Annotated in this window: 14 protein-coding genes; 8 read left to right on the forward strand and 6 right to left on the reverse strand. The window is 52.4% G+C overall.

The genetic code is table 11. The features are described 5' to 3' along the window. Positions 1–22 precede the first annotated feature (22 nt). Together IEV98_RS20240 and IEV98_RS20245 are read right to left on the reverse strand one after the other, a co-directional pair. Positions 23–1,948, reverse strand: a complete 1,926-nt coding sequence (locus IEV98_RS20240) for a RagB/SusD family nutrient uptake outer membrane protein (protein WP_188507852.1) — start codon at positions 1,946–1,948, stop codon at positions 23–25. A 27-nt stretch (positions 1,949–1,975) separates the two neighbouring features. Beyond that, entirely contained in the window at positions 1,976–5,149 is a 3,174-nt protein-coding gene (locus IEV98_RS20245; RefSeq protein ID WP_188507853.1) for a SusC/RagA family TonB-linked outer membrane protein, read from the reverse strand. Between the two features lie 215 nt (positions 5,150–5,364). On the opposite strand from IEV98_RS20245, the gene IEV98_RS20250 reads away from it, so the two are divergent. From IEV98_RS20250 to IEV98_RS20280, 7 genes are all read left to right on the forward strand, one after another. Continuing rightward, entirely contained in the window at positions 5,365–9,318 is a 3,954-nt protein-coding gene (locus IEV98_RS20250; protein WP_188507854.1) for an ATP-binding protein, read from the forward strand. 90 nt (positions 9,319–9,408) lie between these two features. Continuing rightward, positions 9,409–9,651 (forward strand): DUF6364 family protein, encoded by a 243-nt coding sequence (locus IEV98_RS20255; RefSeq protein ID WP_188507855.1) that lies wholly within the window; start codon positions 9,409–9,411, stop codon positions 9,649–9,651. Next, complete coding sequence (locus IEV98_RS20260; RefSeq protein ID WP_188507856.1) at positions 9,641–10,057, forward strand: type II toxin-antitoxin system VapC family toxin; 417 nt, start codon at positions 9,641–9,643, stop codon at positions 10,055–10,057. The genes IEV98_RS20255 and IEV98_RS20260 overlap by 11 nt, the downstream gene beginning before the upstream one ends. Before the next feature lie 39 nt (positions 10,058–10,096). Next, positions 10,097–10,363 carry a hypothetical protein gene (locus tag IEV98_RS20265; protein ID WP_188507857.1) on the forward strand — a complete coding sequence of 89 codons (267 nt, stop codon included), beginning with the start codon at positions 10,097–10,099 and terminating at the stop codon, positions 10,361–10,363. Beyond that, positions 10,364–11,143: a hypothetical protein gene (locus IEV98_RS20270; protein WP_188507858.1), complete on the forward strand. Its 780-nt coding sequence runs from the start codon at positions 10,364–10,366 to the stop codon at positions 11,141–11,143. After that, a complete protein-coding gene (locus tag IEV98_RS20275) occupies positions 11,140–11,559 on the forward strand; it encodes a DUF5675 family protein (RefSeq protein WP_229738878.1) in 420 nt (139 codons plus the stop codon). Before IEV98_RS20270 ends, IEV98_RS20275 begins: the two co-directional genes overlap by 4 nt. Continuing rightward, complete coding sequence (locus tag IEV98_RS20280) at positions 11,556–11,855, forward strand: hypothetical protein (RefSeq protein ID WP_188507859.1); 300 nt, start codon at positions 11,556–11,558, stop codon at positions 11,853–11,855. The genes IEV98_RS20275 and IEV98_RS20280 overlap by 4 nt, the downstream gene beginning before the upstream one ends. Before the next feature lie 298 nt (positions 11,856–12,153). On the opposite strand, the gene IEV98_RS20285 is transcribed toward IEV98_RS20280, so the two are convergent. Next, positions 12,154–12,348 (reverse strand): hypothetical protein, encoded by a 195-nt coding sequence (locus IEV98_RS20285; RefSeq protein WP_188507860.1) that lies wholly within the window; start codon positions 12,346–12,348, stop codon positions 12,154–12,156. Positions 12,349–12,633: 285 nt separating this feature from the next. Here IEV98_RS20285 and IEV98_RS20290 point away from each other — a divergent pair, with 285 nt between their 5' ends. After that, a complete protein-coding gene (locus IEV98_RS20290) occupies positions 12,634–12,864 on the forward strand; it encodes a hypothetical protein (protein WP_188507861.1) in 231 nt (76 codons plus the stop codon). Position 12,865: 1 nt separating this feature from the next. Here the strand turns inward: IEV98_RS20290 and IEV98_RS20295 are convergent, their stop codons facing one another. The 3 genes from IEV98_RS20295 to IEV98_RS20305 form a co-directional block, all read right to left on the reverse strand. Further along, complete coding sequence (locus IEV98_RS20295) at positions 12,866–13,600, reverse strand: LytR/AlgR family response regulator transcription factor (protein WP_188507862.1); 735 nt, start codon at positions 13,598–13,600, stop codon at positions 12,866–12,868. After that, entirely contained in the window at positions 13,600–14,658 is a 1,059-nt protein-coding gene (locus IEV98_RS20300) for a LytS family sensor histidine kinase (RefSeq protein ID WP_188507863.1), read from the reverse strand. Before IEV98_RS20300 ends, IEV98_RS20295 begins: the two co-directional genes overlap by 1 nt. 65 nt (positions 14,659–14,723) lie before the next feature. Next, on the reverse strand, positions 14,724–15,596 hold the full coding sequence (locus tag IEV98_RS20305; protein WP_188507864.1) for a lysophospholipid acyltransferase family protein: 873 nt from the start codon (positions 15,594–15,596) through the stop codon (positions 14,724–14,726). Positions 15,597–15,684: the final 88 nt, after the last annotated feature.

Consider the following 15,684-nt stretch of genomic DNA (forward strand, 5'->3'; position numbering starts at 1 on the left):
AAAATCAGTTAACACCATCCGGCTACCATCCTGGATTCTGGATCAGCGCCGGGTTGCGGATTATCTCATACTCGGGGATCGGGGCGAAATAGTCGCGATGCGAGAACTTTTGGCTGAAGAGGATCTTCACTTCGTAATATTCAGCAGCATCCTGCCGCGTCACATTCCATCCCCGCAGCTGCCGGTTCTGTTCGCGGATAGCGGTTTTCCATCGGCGGCTATCCCAATAGTAAGCGCCTTCCATGGCCAATTCGATACAGCGTTCACGTTGGATGATTTCACGCATCCCGTTTTGGGTCATGTGTTTCGTCGGTTTATTGCTGTGTGTAGACCAACTTTCGTCTACCCCTTTTAAGCCTGCGCGCGCGCGAACGGCATCGACCCACTGGTATACGGAGGCATTTGGTGTGGCCATGGTTTCATTCAATGCCTCTGCGTATAAGAGGTAAAGGTCTGCCATCCGCATTTCGGGATAAGGATAGGCTTCGCCACTGAAATCGTGCTGCGAAACGAAACCCGAATTGACGGAAACAAGTTTCTTGGCGAAGTAACCGGTGGCCGAGTAGTCAAACGGGTTGAATACCGAGGAGTACTCGTTGAAACGCGCGGCGATGGCCGGTGCATCCACATCGCGGGCTACCCAGCTCCGTTCGCCCACCAGGTTGTACCATTTGCCGCGGTCGAAGCCCAGGGAGGCATAAAAGCGGTTTTCGCGTTGGTAGTGCATATTGGCGGTCAGTCCCCCATCGCGGACATTATAAGGTTTCACCGCAGGTGAGTTGATGTGGGTGAGGTATCTGTTGGCGTAGTCGTAAGCCAGATCTTCCTCGGTAGGCACACCGTTTTCGGTATAGAACAGCTCAGCCACATTCATCGTTGGCGAAATCCAAGCTGCGGTAACCGAATGGGTTGCGGGCTGCAGGTGGGGAATCATGTTGGCCTGGCTGCCTCCGGAGACCGTGCTTGAGCTGTTACCCCAGATGATTTCGGGGTTCCAGCGCTGGGAAAGTGCGCTGCGGAATGCCAGCTGTACTTTCGAATCGTCAGAAAGTTCATTAGCCGTTACCAGGTCGTTTACGCTGTATAGGGCATGACCTGCCGCTAAGCACGCATCAATGGCGTCTTTACACGCCTCGGCAGCGCGTATCCACCGCTCCGGATCGGGGGTTTGATTGAAAAAAACATTGCCTTCAGCATCTTTGAAGTGGGCATATTCCGTGTTGCCGTTGAAGAGTGGGCTTGCCCAGGTTACCAATAACCGGGCGCGGATTGCTTTGGCCACGGGCTCGGTAATGCGGCCGAGCTCCTGCCTGGGCTTATCGCTGATGGATTGCAGGTGCCCACTATCGATCACTTCGTCCATCAATCCGACGGCGTATGCGAAACACTCGTCGACCGGTTTGCGTACCATGCGTATGTTGTCTGTTGCCGAGGCCACATCGGTATTGGTATCCATGATGTGGATGGGCCCATAGTACCGCAGCAGGTAAAAGTGGTAATATGCCTTCAGAAACTTGATTTCTGCTTTCCACCTGTTTTTTTCGTTTAGGGTCAGGTCATTTACCTTATCGATATTCTCCAGGAAAATGTTGCAGTCGCGTATGCCGGCCCAGAGGCTGTTGCCGCCGTTGCCGCCGCCCCACATGTTGATCAGTTGGTCTGCGGCCGACTGGGCACCGCGTGCGATCTGCATGCTGGTTGTGATCCGTTCGCGGTTGTGCATGAATTCGCCCGCACCCATGTAAGCCGGATTGGTATTCGGATCGCCCGAGCGGGGTAGATGCCAATAGCAGGAGGCCAGAAACCGTTCGGAAGTGTACCGGTCTGAAAAGGCGTGATCGATTGTCGCCACGTTATCCGGCACGACATCGAGGTAGCTGCATGAGCTGGCCGATAATAGCAGCGCCAGCCAAGTGCTTAATATGGGGTAGTTCTTTACTCGTTTCATGATTGTCTTCTTTTGGTCGTTCTTTTGTTAAAACCCGACGTTCAACCCAAGGTTAAACACACGCTGCACCGGATAGCCAAGGCCATTGCCGGCCATTTCGGGATCCCAGAGCTTGAAGCCGCTGAACGACAGCAGGTTCAGTCCGCTCACGTAAATCCGCAGGTTGGTCATTTTCAACCTTTTGGCTAGGGGCTCAGGCAGGGAATATCCAAATTCGGCAGACTTCAGGCGAATGAATGTCGCATCTTGCATAAACCAGGTATTGGTACGCGTGTTGTTGCCCACCAGCGTGTTGGAGAGGCGGGGCCATAGGGCGTACACATCGCGGTTTGATTCGGACCAATAGCTGTTTGCGTATGCATTCAGCAACGCATTGCTACCCACCGTGCTTCCGTCGATGGCATCGATAAACGGTGCGGTACGAACCGGGTCGATCCAGAACGACTGCCTTGCGGACCCTTGGAAAAAGAATGAAAAGTCCCAGTTCTTGTAGCCCAAAGAGGCACCAAACCCGTAGTTGATCTCTGGGCTGACGGGGTGCCCGATAGGCACGAAATCCAGATCGGATATTTTGCCGTCGCCGTTGATGTCGCGGTATTTGATATCACCCGCCATGTACTCGCCAAATTGCGTGGGCGAATTGTCTACCTCGTAGTCGTCTACAAACAATCGCTCGGCGACTAACCCCCACACCTGGCCGATGGGCCGGTCTACGCGTGATAGCCATGGAGTACCGGTATAGTCTGGCTCTTCCCATATCGATACCAGCCCCCGGGCATAGGTAAACGTTCCGCGCAAGGTTAGCCACAGGTTGTTGTTAACGTGTTTCTGGTAGTTCATTTCCATATCCACACCCCTAGACCGCGCTTCACCCAGATTGGCCTTTACGCCCGCGTTGAGTCCCAGTGCCGAAGGGATGATGCGGTCGATCAAGATGTTGGTGCGGCGCTCGGTAAAGTAATCGGCAATCAATGTAAAATCGCGGCCTATGGTGGCTTCCATGCCCAGGTTCATCTTGTAGGCCACTTCCCAGCCGATTTTGTCATTGGCATACCGGGTGATTTCCACCCCATCAAATGAATGGTTTAAATCCCTCCCGAAAAGTACCCGGCGGTTTGCCGTATTCATATCCACCTGGGATAGGTAGTAGAACCGGTCGTCCGCGCTGCCGATCTGCTCATTGCCGACCAACCCATACGTTCCGCGGAGCTTCAATACCGACACATAGTCTTTTACGGGCTCAAAAAACTGTTCGTTTGATATCAACCAGGCGGCACCGACAGACGGGAAAAAGCCCCACCGCTCCTTTGTTGAAAAGCGTTCGGACCCGTTGTAACCGAAGTTGGTTTCAACAAAGTATTTCGTATCGTAGTTGTATGAAAGGCGACCCGATACCCCCAGGTTGCGGCTGGGGAGCGTGAGCTGGAGGCGGCTACCATTGGCCGTCTTATATTGCCTCATCACAAATACGAGTAGACCGGTAAGGGTGTGTTTCTCGCCAATCTGCCGATTGTAGTCTGTAGCGGCCTCGAGGTAGGTGGTCGTATTGATATACTTGGCGCCTTCCTGGTAATCGATCCACTCACTTCCTTCGGCCGGGTTGAGCCTGCGGAGGTTGTAGCTACCGGTCTGTTGGTCAAACCGGTTCATCGCGTAATAAAATGGCGCGTACTGGCGGAGCACGTCAAATTCCGAATACCGGTTTGTATTGAACAGCACGCGAGCAGACAATCCTTGGGCGATTGCGTTGAGGTTTTGCTTCAGCTCGAGCTGTACCAGCATCAGGCTCTTGTTGTAATCCTTGTACCCCTTGAGCATCTCCGCATACGGATTGATGTGCTGCCCGGTTCCGTAATTTCCGAATAGGATGTGGTTGGTATTCATGCTTTCCGCATCCGGCGCATAGGCCGGAAGGAAAAAAACGGGATTGGTGCGCAGCACATTTTCATACACGGATGCACCGCCGCTCAGCGGTCCGGTATAGTCGTCAAACGAGCCACTCATCCGTACGATTGCTTCCGTCGTTTTGGTAAGGTTGATATTAACGTTTGATCGAATGGTGTATTTACGAAGGTCTATGTTGGAATTGAAGTTATTCCGCTTATCCATGCGCAGGTTTCCGTTGTCTTTGGTCAATGAACCAGCCACGTAGTACCGCGCCACCTTACCCCCGCCGCTCAGGCTCATATTCACCCGTTGGTTAGACGTGTACGGCTTTAGCATGGCGTTGTACCAATCCGTTGCTGGGTACATCGTAGGATACAGCCCGCGCTCGGTCATGGCAATCTTCTCTTGCCGGTAAGGCTCTTCGGCCAAGGGATCGCGGGTGGCCACGGCTTCATTACCCAGGCGCATGTAGGTAATCGGATCGGCCAATGCAACCCGATCGGTGGGTGCCGAAAACGAGTTTTCCATACGCAGGTTTACCTGCACCTTGCCTTCGCGCCCCTCTTTTGTCATCACCAGGATCACACCGTTTGCACCGCGGGCGCCGTAGAGCGAGGTTGCCGCGGCATCTTTCATGATTGAAAAGCTGGCAATATCATCCACATTGAGCCTGGCCAAGTCTTCCGTACTAAGCTCTACGTTGTCGATCAGGATCAAGGGGTCTTTCTTGGCGTCGGCTCCGAACGAGGTGATGCCCCGGATAAAGAAGCGGGCATTGTCTTGCCCGGGTTCTCCGCTTTGTTGGTAGGAGATCATTCCCGCCACACGTCCCGCCAATGCAGTGGTAAGGTTACTGGCAGGTACCCGCAATTCCGAAGGTTTCACGGTTGTGATTGCCGAGAGGACCGATTCTTTTTTCTGTTTGGCAAAGGCCACCACGGTGACGTCTTCCAGCATGTCGGCTTTCTCGGGCAGTATCACCGTTAGCGAGGACTTGCCATCCACCGCAATCGTTACGGTTTCTTTTCCGATATACGAAATCTGGAGGCTTGCTTCCGGGGCTACGTCGGCCAGCGTAAATTTACCTTCCTCATCGGTGAGCACCCCTCCAGACTGGCCGATCACCGTTACCGTGGCACCGGCAATCGGCAGGCCGGCCTCATCAGTCACCGTACCTTGAATCCGGATTGATTGCTGAGCCACATGGACGTGGTTCGTTCCGGAACCGTATGCCGCTACGGTAAGCGGCGGGCCCAAGAGGAGCATCGCCCCAAGGCCGGGGCACACCAAACATTCGAGTAGTTTTCTTTTCATTTCCGTTCATTAGTTGGTATCATAATTTCTGAGTCGCCAAAAGTGATTGATTTTGCGTGCGGGTACTATCAATACCATCCAATTAAATAGCACTTCTTTACAAATGACTGAATATCAGTGCTTAAATATGGGGCGCCTTCAGGCGTTTTTTTTCAGTTACGTCTTCGAATATTAATACTTTTGTGGACTAGCTCATTTGGAAGCGTAACCTTTTTATGATTAGGACTATTCTGTTACTGGTGTTGATCTGCCTTGGTGTAGTTGGGCGCACACAAACCGGTTCCCTACCATTATATCTTCCCCAGTTTAAGTATTATACCACCGAAGACGGGCTGGTGACGAATACGGTTTTCAACATTGCACAAGACGATCGGGGGTTCCTATGGTTTGGCGGTTCGGAAGGCCTGAGCCGGTTCGATTCGTACAGTTTCAAGAATTACCTTTCGCTTGATGAACAGGAAGGTACGACCGCTCAAGTCACCGCTATTTCGGCTCTTGGCACCGATTACCTGTGGGTGGGTTCCTCAGGCCGGGTATACGTATATGATTACTCATCGGCCCGTTTTGCCGGCGTAGCGGCGCTCAACGACGAGGCCTTAGGCGTTATAACCAGCATAGCAGGTCGTGATCATGAGGCTTGGATTGGGTCGGCAAGTGCGGGTATATACCGCTACAACCACCTTTCTGGCGAAGTAAAACACTATGCTTCGCCCGAAAATGTCAGCAAGCTATTCCGCACCGGCGAAGCGACCGTACTCGCGCTGACTTTTCAGGGAGATCTCTTTCAATACGAGCCTGCCGAAGACCTATTCCAACGTATTTCGGCCTACGACTCGAAGGCATATCAGATGAATATCGCCTGTGGTATTTTTGCGCAGGATGGCGATTTATGGATGGGAGACTGGTCGCAGGGCATTTTCTGCTTTAACCGGGAAACCGGTCAGGTAAAACAGTATCGGATTACGCATGAAGGGCGTCCGATTGAACGTATACACGCCATCATCGAGTATACGGATGACCAGCTGATGGTGGGTTCTGATGAAGGACTTACCATTGTGGATAAGAAGAGCGGTAGCAGCCGCACCATCACGTCCAATAAGCTGCCTGGCCAGACGGGTGCGTTAAACAACCGGTTTGTGTATCCCTTATTCAAAGACCGCGATCATGGCATCTGGATTGGCACGTACTTCGGCGGTGTGAACTACCTGAGCCCGAATAAAAGCTATTTCCAAACGCGTGAACACCCACGGTTGGATACAACCGACTATGGCCAAGTGGTAAGCCGGTTGTATGAAGACCACCGGGGCACCATCTGGATAGGTACCGATGACGGTGGCTTGCAGCGTTTTGACCGGCAAACGCGGCTGTTACATCGCGTACCCATTGGCGGAGCCAACGAGCCCCTCAATGTGCATGCACTCAGCGGAAGCGGCGATACCCTATGGGTAGGAACGTATCAGCGTGGCGTTTACCGGTATCACACCAGGCAGGGACGGGTACATCACTACCCCGAGATCCAAAGTGTTTACGCCATTTTTTTGGATCGCCAGCACAACGTCTGGGCGGGCTCGCCCGATGGGCTGTTCCGATTGGACAAACCGTCGGATCGATTTGTCAAGCACGAGCAGGCATCCGGCGTGTGGGGCATCGAAAAACTGATGGAAGACGACAAAGGCCATATCTGGTTCACATCTGAGTCACATGGGTTGTCTAGCCTGGACCCCGGCTCGGGGCAACTCGTAAATTTCGACACCTTGTTACAACGAACTGGGATCCTGGGCAGGGTCAGCACGATCCATGTGCAGCAAGATGATCTTTGGATCGGTACCAATAGACGGGGGCTTTACCACCTCGACCTCGCTTCGAATACCATTACGGTAGCACCCGTGCATGCTGACATTCTCCATACCACCACCATTCAGTACATGACGTCTTCTCCAGGCCGGCAACTTTGGCTCACCACGGGGATCGGGTTATTCAGGTACCAAACCAATGATCATACCCTTCAGCTTTTTAATCGCGATGACGGACTGCTATCGGACCAATTCAATCATGGCGCCGGATTGCATAGCCGCTCAGGAACGATTTTCGTTGGCGGAAATCAAGGGTTCAACTTTTTCGAACCTAAAGACATTCCGCCCCAATCGGCTACTCCAACGGTACGCATCACGGATTTCACCGTACATAGCAAAAAAGCGGGCGTTGTTCATCCGCCATTGTTGGAAACCATGCAGTTAAACCACACCGAAACCGTTTTTAATATTGCATTTTCGTCTATGGACTATGCGACGCATGGTAAATCGCGCTTTCGTTACAAACTGGAAGGTTTCGATGAGGATTTCATCGAAACGGCGCAGAACAACGTCACCTATACCAATGTACCCGCAGGTAACTATGTGTTTAAAGTTGCTGCAATGAGCAGTTTTGGGGTTTGGCACGAAGACCCGACGACGATAGCTATCGTTGTCTTACCCCGTTGGTGGCTTTCGCCAGCCATGCGTTTCCTGTACTTAATCTGTTTGATTGGAGCGGTGGCATTTTCGGTATACTTCGCGGCCAGCCAATCGCGCAAAAAGCAACGTGCGCGATTAGACAAACTCAAAATGGAGAACGAGCAGCAGATCGCCGAATCGAAAATGACTTTCTTTACGCATATCGCCCACGAAATTCGTACCCCGGCTACACTGATTGCGGCGCCGATTGAGGTCATCCTGCGGTCCGGGGATCTGCCCCAACGGTTTGCAGCGGATTTGGATATCATTCGAAAGAACAGCAATCGGCTTATCAGTCTGATTAATCAGGTACTCGATCTGCGGAACGTTGACCATGGGCACACGCGTATCTATAGTGAGCATACCGTTATCAGTGGTTTTATCGAGGATGGTGTGTCGCAGTTCAAGCCTTTTTGCCACAGCAATGGCATTACGCTCCGCTATGAGGTGCATCAACCCGAGGCCCTGTTGGGTTATATAGACCGGGACATCGTGCACAAGATTGTTGCCAACCTGCTTTCCAACGCTATTAAATTTGCCAAAGATCTCATCACGGTGAGGCTATCACCGTCCGATAACGGCTTTACCTTGCTCGTGGAAGACAACGGCCCCGGCATTGCCGAAGAAGACCTCCCCCGCATTTTTGAGCCGTTTTTTACCAGGGCGGCTCCGGATAGCCACTCCCTGAAGGGGTTTGGCGTCGGTCTTTCGTTGGTAGCCAAACTGGTTGCCGTCATTGATGCCAAAATTAGCGTAACGAACCTGGACGGGGGAGGCACACGGTTTGGTTTGGAAATCCCTTATGGCGAGCCCAATGAATCGGCGGCAGCGTTATTTGTACGCGATGCAGCGCGTTTCGGAGCCGATGATAACCGATCGGGGCATCTTATGCCGCCAGCTTTCGTGCCCGATGCTCCGCGTGACGATCGGCATACCGTATTGATGGTTGAAGACCATGTTGAACTATCAGCTTACTTGGGCAAGTTTGTGCAGGCCGATTATAACGTGCTGTTGGCCAGCAATGGCGTTGAAGCGTTACGTATCCTAGCCGCCCAACCGGTAGACCTGATCATCACGGACATTGCCATGCCAGAGATGGATGGAATTACCTTGTGCGAATATATCCGGCGGGATTTCAGTATCAGCCACCTTCCTATCATCATGTTAACGGCCGATACGAATGTACAGTCAAAAATCGATGGGATTGGCAACGGCGCTGATGCCTATTTGGAGAAACCGATATCGCTTAGTCTGCTTGCGGCACAGATCGGCACGATTCTCCGAAAGCGCGATTACTTACGCAAGATGTTTTCACAGCCCGATCCCGGTCGGCTTTCCAGCATCGCTACGCACGATCGTGATCGAGAATTCCTGGATCGGATCGAATCCATCATCCTAGACAACCTATCCGATCCGGATTTTTCTGTAGACCATATCGCTAAACAACTTGCAATAAGCCGGTCTGGACTATACGCAAAGCTCAGCTCACTTTCGGAGACCCCTCCCAACGAATTGATCCGGGTTGTGCGTCTGCGCAAGGCTGCCGAACACCTCGAGACGGGCGAGTACCGTATCAACGAAATCTGTTACTTGGTTGGTTTCAACAGCCCATCTTATTTTACGCGTTGTTTTGTAAAGCAGTATGGGAAGACCCCGAAAGAATACCAAGGCGTATAGGCAGGTGTGCGGTTTTTTTATAGAAAAAACAGGGCGACGTGCGCATATTTATTTTTTATGCGTATATTTGTAATACAAACAAAGCGACGTATGAAGGCAAGATTAAATTTAACGATAGACGAAAGCCTATTAGAAAAAGTAAAAAGCTACGCAGCGTCTAGGAAAAGCAGTGTTTCGGAACTGGTAGAAAGCTACTTCAAGAGCTTTGTTCAGCAGCCGAAAACTAAACGTATCGCTGACATCGTGGAGGAGCTTCCTAAACCCGACTTGCGTGTTGACGGCGATCTGGAAAAGCAATACTTCGAGAAAAATGCCAACAAGTATGGCTTTTAAGGTGTTTTTGGATGTCAACATCATCCTCGATTTTATTCTGCAACGGGAAGGGTATGAGCAGGGTAAAACCATCGTTTCTTGGGCAGAGGATGGCAAGGTTGCGGGCTTCGTTTCGCCCACCGTGGTACAGATCTGTTCCTACTGGATTGCAAAGGCTTACGGGACCGAAAAAGCAAAGGAGATTATGGCTACACTGCTGGCATTTGTCCGTACAGTTGATACCCCGCATGAGGTTGTACTCACCGCACTGCATTCGTCGATGAAGGATATTGAAGATGCCTTACTGTACTTCACCGCGTTACATCATGGGATGACGCATGTCATCAGTCAAGATCGAGCTTTCCAAAAAGCGGCACTTCCACCGTTACCGGTGGTTTCCCCAACGGATTTCATCGATATGATTTAGTAAAACCTGCCTAATCCGCTTTATACATCTTCCCGCAAAATGCCAATCACCTATGGTTGGCCCATTCCCCCTTCTTTACCGATACCTTCCCGATGGTTTCCCCTTGAAGTGCCGTCTTTTGGCCTTTTTGCCGGGATACGGTGGGGTATCGCAGGGATAACGCACGGATATGGGATAGGGGAAGGTGGGCTCATGCATAGCCGGGCAATGGGGAGACAAAAGCGTCATCCAACGACATTTGCGTCATTTCGCGACATCCGCGACAAAGCTCCCTGCACAGCTGCCGACCTTTGTGCTGTTGTTTAAATGATCTCATTTATGGCACAACAGGAAAGTATCATTAAATTAAAAGGAAAGATCGGGGATCTGACCTTTTACGAAACCAAAGACGGGTACCAGGCACGGCAAGCCAAGGGGGTAGACCCCCGGCGCATCGCCACGGAGCCCAACTACCAGCGCACGCGGGAGAACAATGCCGAATTCGCTACGGGCGCTGCAGCAGCCAAGCGCCTGCGCGACACCTTGCGGCCGATGATCCTGCTCACGTATGACCCCAAGATGCCCGCTCGGCTCTTCAGCCGGGTGATGCGCGTGGTGAAGGCCGATGCGGTGAGCGACCGCGGTGAGCGTCGTGTATTGCCCGATAACCTGGGGCTGCTCGGGCAGTTCGGTTTCAACGTGGTGGCGTCGCTGACCAACACGCTCTTCGTGAGGCCACAATGCACGGTAGACCGCGATGCGGGCACCGTGACGCTGGACATTCCCTCGCTGGTACCTGCGCTTACCATCGCGGCACCCCAGGGAGCCACGCACTTCCAATTTAATTTCGGTGCGGCAGTCATCGATTTCGACACCGAAGGGGAAGGCAATGGATCGGCCATTGTCCTAGCTGAAAGCGAGACCAGCGTGCTGAATTCAGAGCCGTTTGCGGGCACCAGTCTCACGGCGGCGGTCCCTCCGGCGAGCACGCTCCCGCTGTTCGTGCTGTTCGGCATTTCCTTTTACCAGGAGGTAAACGGCAAGCCGTATCCGCTCAACAATGGGGCGTACAATCCCATCGATGTCTTCCGGATTGATGTGGCATGATGGAGCTCTATTTGAAGCGCCAGTATCACCCTGACGGAACCAATGGCGAGATCGCGCATCAGCACCATGCGGTATGTGCATGTATTGAGCTGCCCTGGCGGGATAACCGCCGGTTCATCAGCTGCATACCGGAGGGGCGCTACCGCTTAGTGAAGCGCAGGCATCCCCGCTGGGGTGAGCAGTTGGCTGTGGCCCATGTGCCGGGGCGCGAGGGTATCCTCATCCATCCGGCAAACGATGCGCTTACTCAATTGCAGGGATGTATCGCGCCCGTCACCTCGTGCACCGCGCCGGGCGTAGGAAGCTACAGCCGTGTGGCGTTGGAGCGGCTCAAAGATCTCGTGTATCCCGTATTGGAAGCAGGGGAGGACGTGTGGCTGGTGATTGTGGAGGCGTCGGTGGTTAATGAGGCGTGATTCCAATTAACGATGGAAAACAGCAAACCGGCATCCGCCCCTCGGGGAGCGGCGGATGCCACGCCCGCCCAGGCGTTGAATGGGCCACCCGCCACACCGTGGTGGGTATCGCTGCGGCGGGGGCTGCAGCTGGCCAGCCAGCTGATCGTGGCCTCGCCGGTGAAGCTACCGATGCAGGTTGTCACCGCCGCCAAGGTGTTGAGCGTGGCTTTGGGCATCTGGCAAAGCTTCGAGCCGCAGCCTGGCGAGCCGCTTGGTGCAACCGCTGCGCAAGGCGACGGTGCGGAGGCCGCTGATGCGCCATGACCTCCGGCTGGGCACGGCTGCCGGTACATTGCTGAGCGCCCTGCCCCACATCGGCACCAATGAACTGCTGAAGACGGCCATCCTTGCCGCCGTGGGTGCCACGGTCAGTTTCGTGGTGAGCCTCGTGCTCCACCGGTTGCGCAGGCCGCGCCGCCGGTAATCCAACCGCCCCCGATTTGCGGGGGCGGTTTTTTGTTGCAGTGCAATTCCGTGTCATATAACCTTGAAAAGCCAGTATGATTATAGTTTGTGGGAATATTAGCTAAAGTTATAATCATGATTATAACTTTAGTATACCACCCGCTCCACCTCTTCCACCTCCAATCCCATATAATCCGCAAATTCGGGTATCGATACCGGCTGGTGCGGCAGTTTGCCCAGCACGAAATGGATGTCTTTGAGCAGGCGCTGCGCCTGCCGGATGCTTTTGCCCGTGATGATGCTCACATCATGGGGCAGGATGACGAGTCTTTTTTTCTTCATAAGTAGGTATTGGAGCCTAAAGCGGATAATTTCGTATCTTAGCGACGAATTAAGGTTTTAATTGATTTACGTTAAAAAACACATAGTTGATTAGATAGAAGATTAAATAGACATATCACTAATAGCGACAGCTATTTTTCTCGTAACCGAAATACTGCTAAATTTTAAACTACGCGAAGAAGAATCTGCTGGACGCCCGGTCATGCGGGCGCCAGGTTCTTTGCGTAGACCGTTTAGCAGCGGTTCGGTTGCGGGAGTTTGGTTGCCCGCAGCTGTTTCATAGCCATGATCGTACCACTCCCCACAGACATCCTGAAGGTTCCCATCGCTGATATCCCCGAGCTGGGTAGAAAATTCCAAGCATGCTGCCAGGCATGCGGATTCCATACCCTGCGGGAGGTTTGCCAACTAGGGGCTTATGAAGCTTCAAAAGACCGGTACCTCGGGCCTGATCATTTCCGCAAGCTGGTGGATTTCTTGCAGGAGCGCCGGATACTGCGCGCCCTACACGACTAGCTTACTGGCCTGTACCCTGGGAGTCATCCCGGAAGCGCGCACGCAATTCGGCGCGATGGGCCCTGCTCACCGGTACAACCGCATCCGTACCAAAGAACGTCACGAAGTCCGGCCCAAGCCGGCGCAATTGCCATAACGAAATGATATAACTTTTATGCACCTGCAGGAAGTAGGTTTTAGGAAGCATGTCCGAAACTTCTTTCAGCGTTTGGCGGAAAGAGACCTTGTCGTCATTTCCCAGATGAATCGTTGTTTCGTTGCCACGTACCTCTATAAACCTGATCTCAATTGGCAATACCCGCTCTTTTATAGCCCCTGTTCCAAACGTGATGTGTTCGGTAAGCGAATGATCCGTTTTCGGTTTGCCGTTCATCCGGTCTACGGTCCGTTTCATCGCCTCTTTAAAATCGCCAAACGAAAACGGCTTGGTCAGGTAATGGATGGCATCAAACTCATGACTCTTTGTTGCCGTCTTTTTAGAATTGTGTCCCGTCATAAACACAACAAGCGGTTTTTTTGGCAGGGATTCTATCATTTCCATCCCATTCATATCGGGCAGTTGGATGTCGGCGATTAGCAAGTGTACCGGATTTTCAAGCAGGAAATCGCGGGTTTCCGTTGCGGAAGTAAAACAACCTTTGCATTCAAAATTCGGCAATTCCTTGAAATACAATAATAACAGTTCATGGATTTTGGTGTCGTCTTCCATGATAACGTAGTAGATGATTGGCTCCATTAATTATATATTATGGTTAAATAGACGGTGTATGTGTGCTCCTCTTCCCGGATTTCCAGCTTTACATCATGCCTATCCAGCAAGGCAAGCTCTTGCTTCACGAGCTCAAGGCCCTTGCCCGTGCTTTCCACCTTCTTGCCACCTATGCGCTTGGCATTGGCGCAAGAAAAAGCCATCATTCCCCTGTTGAAAACAAAGCTTACGTTTATTGGATGCGTTAGATCTACCAATCCATGGGTGTCGCTGTTTTCAAGGATCGTAGTGAGTGTCAATGGCCCGATGGTCTGCATGGTCGGCTCACCCTCCGCTGTTATGCGGATAATCCGCTCATCGTTGCCCCTCCGCAGTCGGATAGAGGTAACCACCTGGTCGAAATAGCCGAGTGCCCTATGGATGTCTACCAATGGTACACGCTGCTGCACCACACCCGCTATATAGTCAAACGTTTTGCCGATATGCGTTACCTGGTCAGCCGTGTACGTATCGCCCGCCAGTGTGGCACGGGTAGCTACATCGGTCATCACGTGCTTGGCATAGTGCGACTGGCCTGCATTCAGCAGCTGATCATTCTTTGTTTCAACCAATTCCTTTTCGCGCAGGGCAGTTTGGTGTTCCAATGCAATAACCCGCTTGCCCATCATTTCTTTTCGATAAAATACATAGTATAAGCCCGCGCCAATCCATACGGTCTTTAGCCCTATAAGCACCTTAGCCGAGAATTCTTTTACGTCAAATTCGGCGTGGGCGTACTGGAGTTCAATGCCCAGTAGCGGAAAGAGTACATACACCAACACCGGTGCCGCCAAGGGGAGCACCAAGGAGAATAGCAATGCTATTTTGCCGGCATACCGCCGTCTGCCCCGGTCAAAAGAAATCCGGATGAGGTAACAGTACCCATAAAACGCCGCGATCTGGGATCCACCCACCGCCAGTGAATGTGTGAAATCGGTATTATCATGCAAGAAACGATTAACGATATACGTCAACACGATAAACAAGGCGCCAAAGGCAACCTGCAATCCAACAGGCAAATGCAAAGGTGTTTTTTTCTTTTCCATTAGGTATGGTTTGTTATGAATCGGTAAAAATGAGCGTTTAAATTACAATAAATATCACAATTACCCTAGCTGGCATGCACATTCAACCATCCCTCCCATTCATATGGGCGGAGGCCTGCCACTTCCGCCAGCATGGCGTATAGCGTTGCTGTTGCACGTGCGGCATACGCCGCTTCATCTTCTCCCTGCAATGGTAGTAGCGGAGCAAGTTGCCTGTACAACAGGTGGTTGCTGCGCCCGGCAGTGATGCCTGTGGCCTTGCGTGTGCAGATGATGGGATACAAGGGCAATCCCAACCGGTAAGCCAATACGGCTGTGCCTTTCCGTACGCGCAGTTGCCCGGCACAAAACGGCAGCGTCAGTAAATTACCCGTATTTTCCGCATCGCCCGAGCCCGTGTTGCCATCCAAGTACACCAGCAAACAGCGCCCCTGTTTAGCGGCCCGCGCCATGCTTATCAGCGAGCTAGGAAGCGAGGCATTGATAAAATCGATGTCGGGCTTGATGCCGATATGCTGCGCTGCAGGCTCAAAGCGGTTTTCGAAGGTCTCTTTTTCCTGCTTCAGCACGTCGCCGGCCACGACCAGGCTGAGGGGTGTGCCGGCATGGGCAAGCAGCAAGTTCAGGAAACGGTATGACCCCGTATGGAAGGTGCAGATAATGCCCGGGCGCTTCTGCAGGGCGCTGGCATAGCTAGCATCCCATCCGTGTACCTGCATGGCGCAAGCCTGCTCAATGTCCAGGTCGCTCAGCATCCTGTTGGCCTGCAATTGGTTAAATAAACTCAGGTAATCACGCTGGGGTATATGCGGCAATAGGCTATACACGTTTGCGCTAAAGTAGGCAAACTCCCGCTGCATGCGTTGGTTGGTGTTTTTCAGATCGTGTTGCAGGTAGGCATCAATCCGTTTTGTCCGGTCTGTAAGTATGTTTAACATGGTTTTTCGGGTTTATGGTGTTATCATTGTGTTGTGGTCGCGTTAAAAAAACGGGGGCAGCATCGGCCGCCCCCGTATCACCATTCCG

The sequence above is a fragment of the Parapedobacter pyrenivorans genome, from assembly GCF_014636865.1.
Classification (GTDB): domain Bacteria; phylum Bacteroidota; class Bacteroidia; order Sphingobacteriales; family Sphingobacteriaceae; genus Parapedobacter; species Parapedobacter pyrenivorans.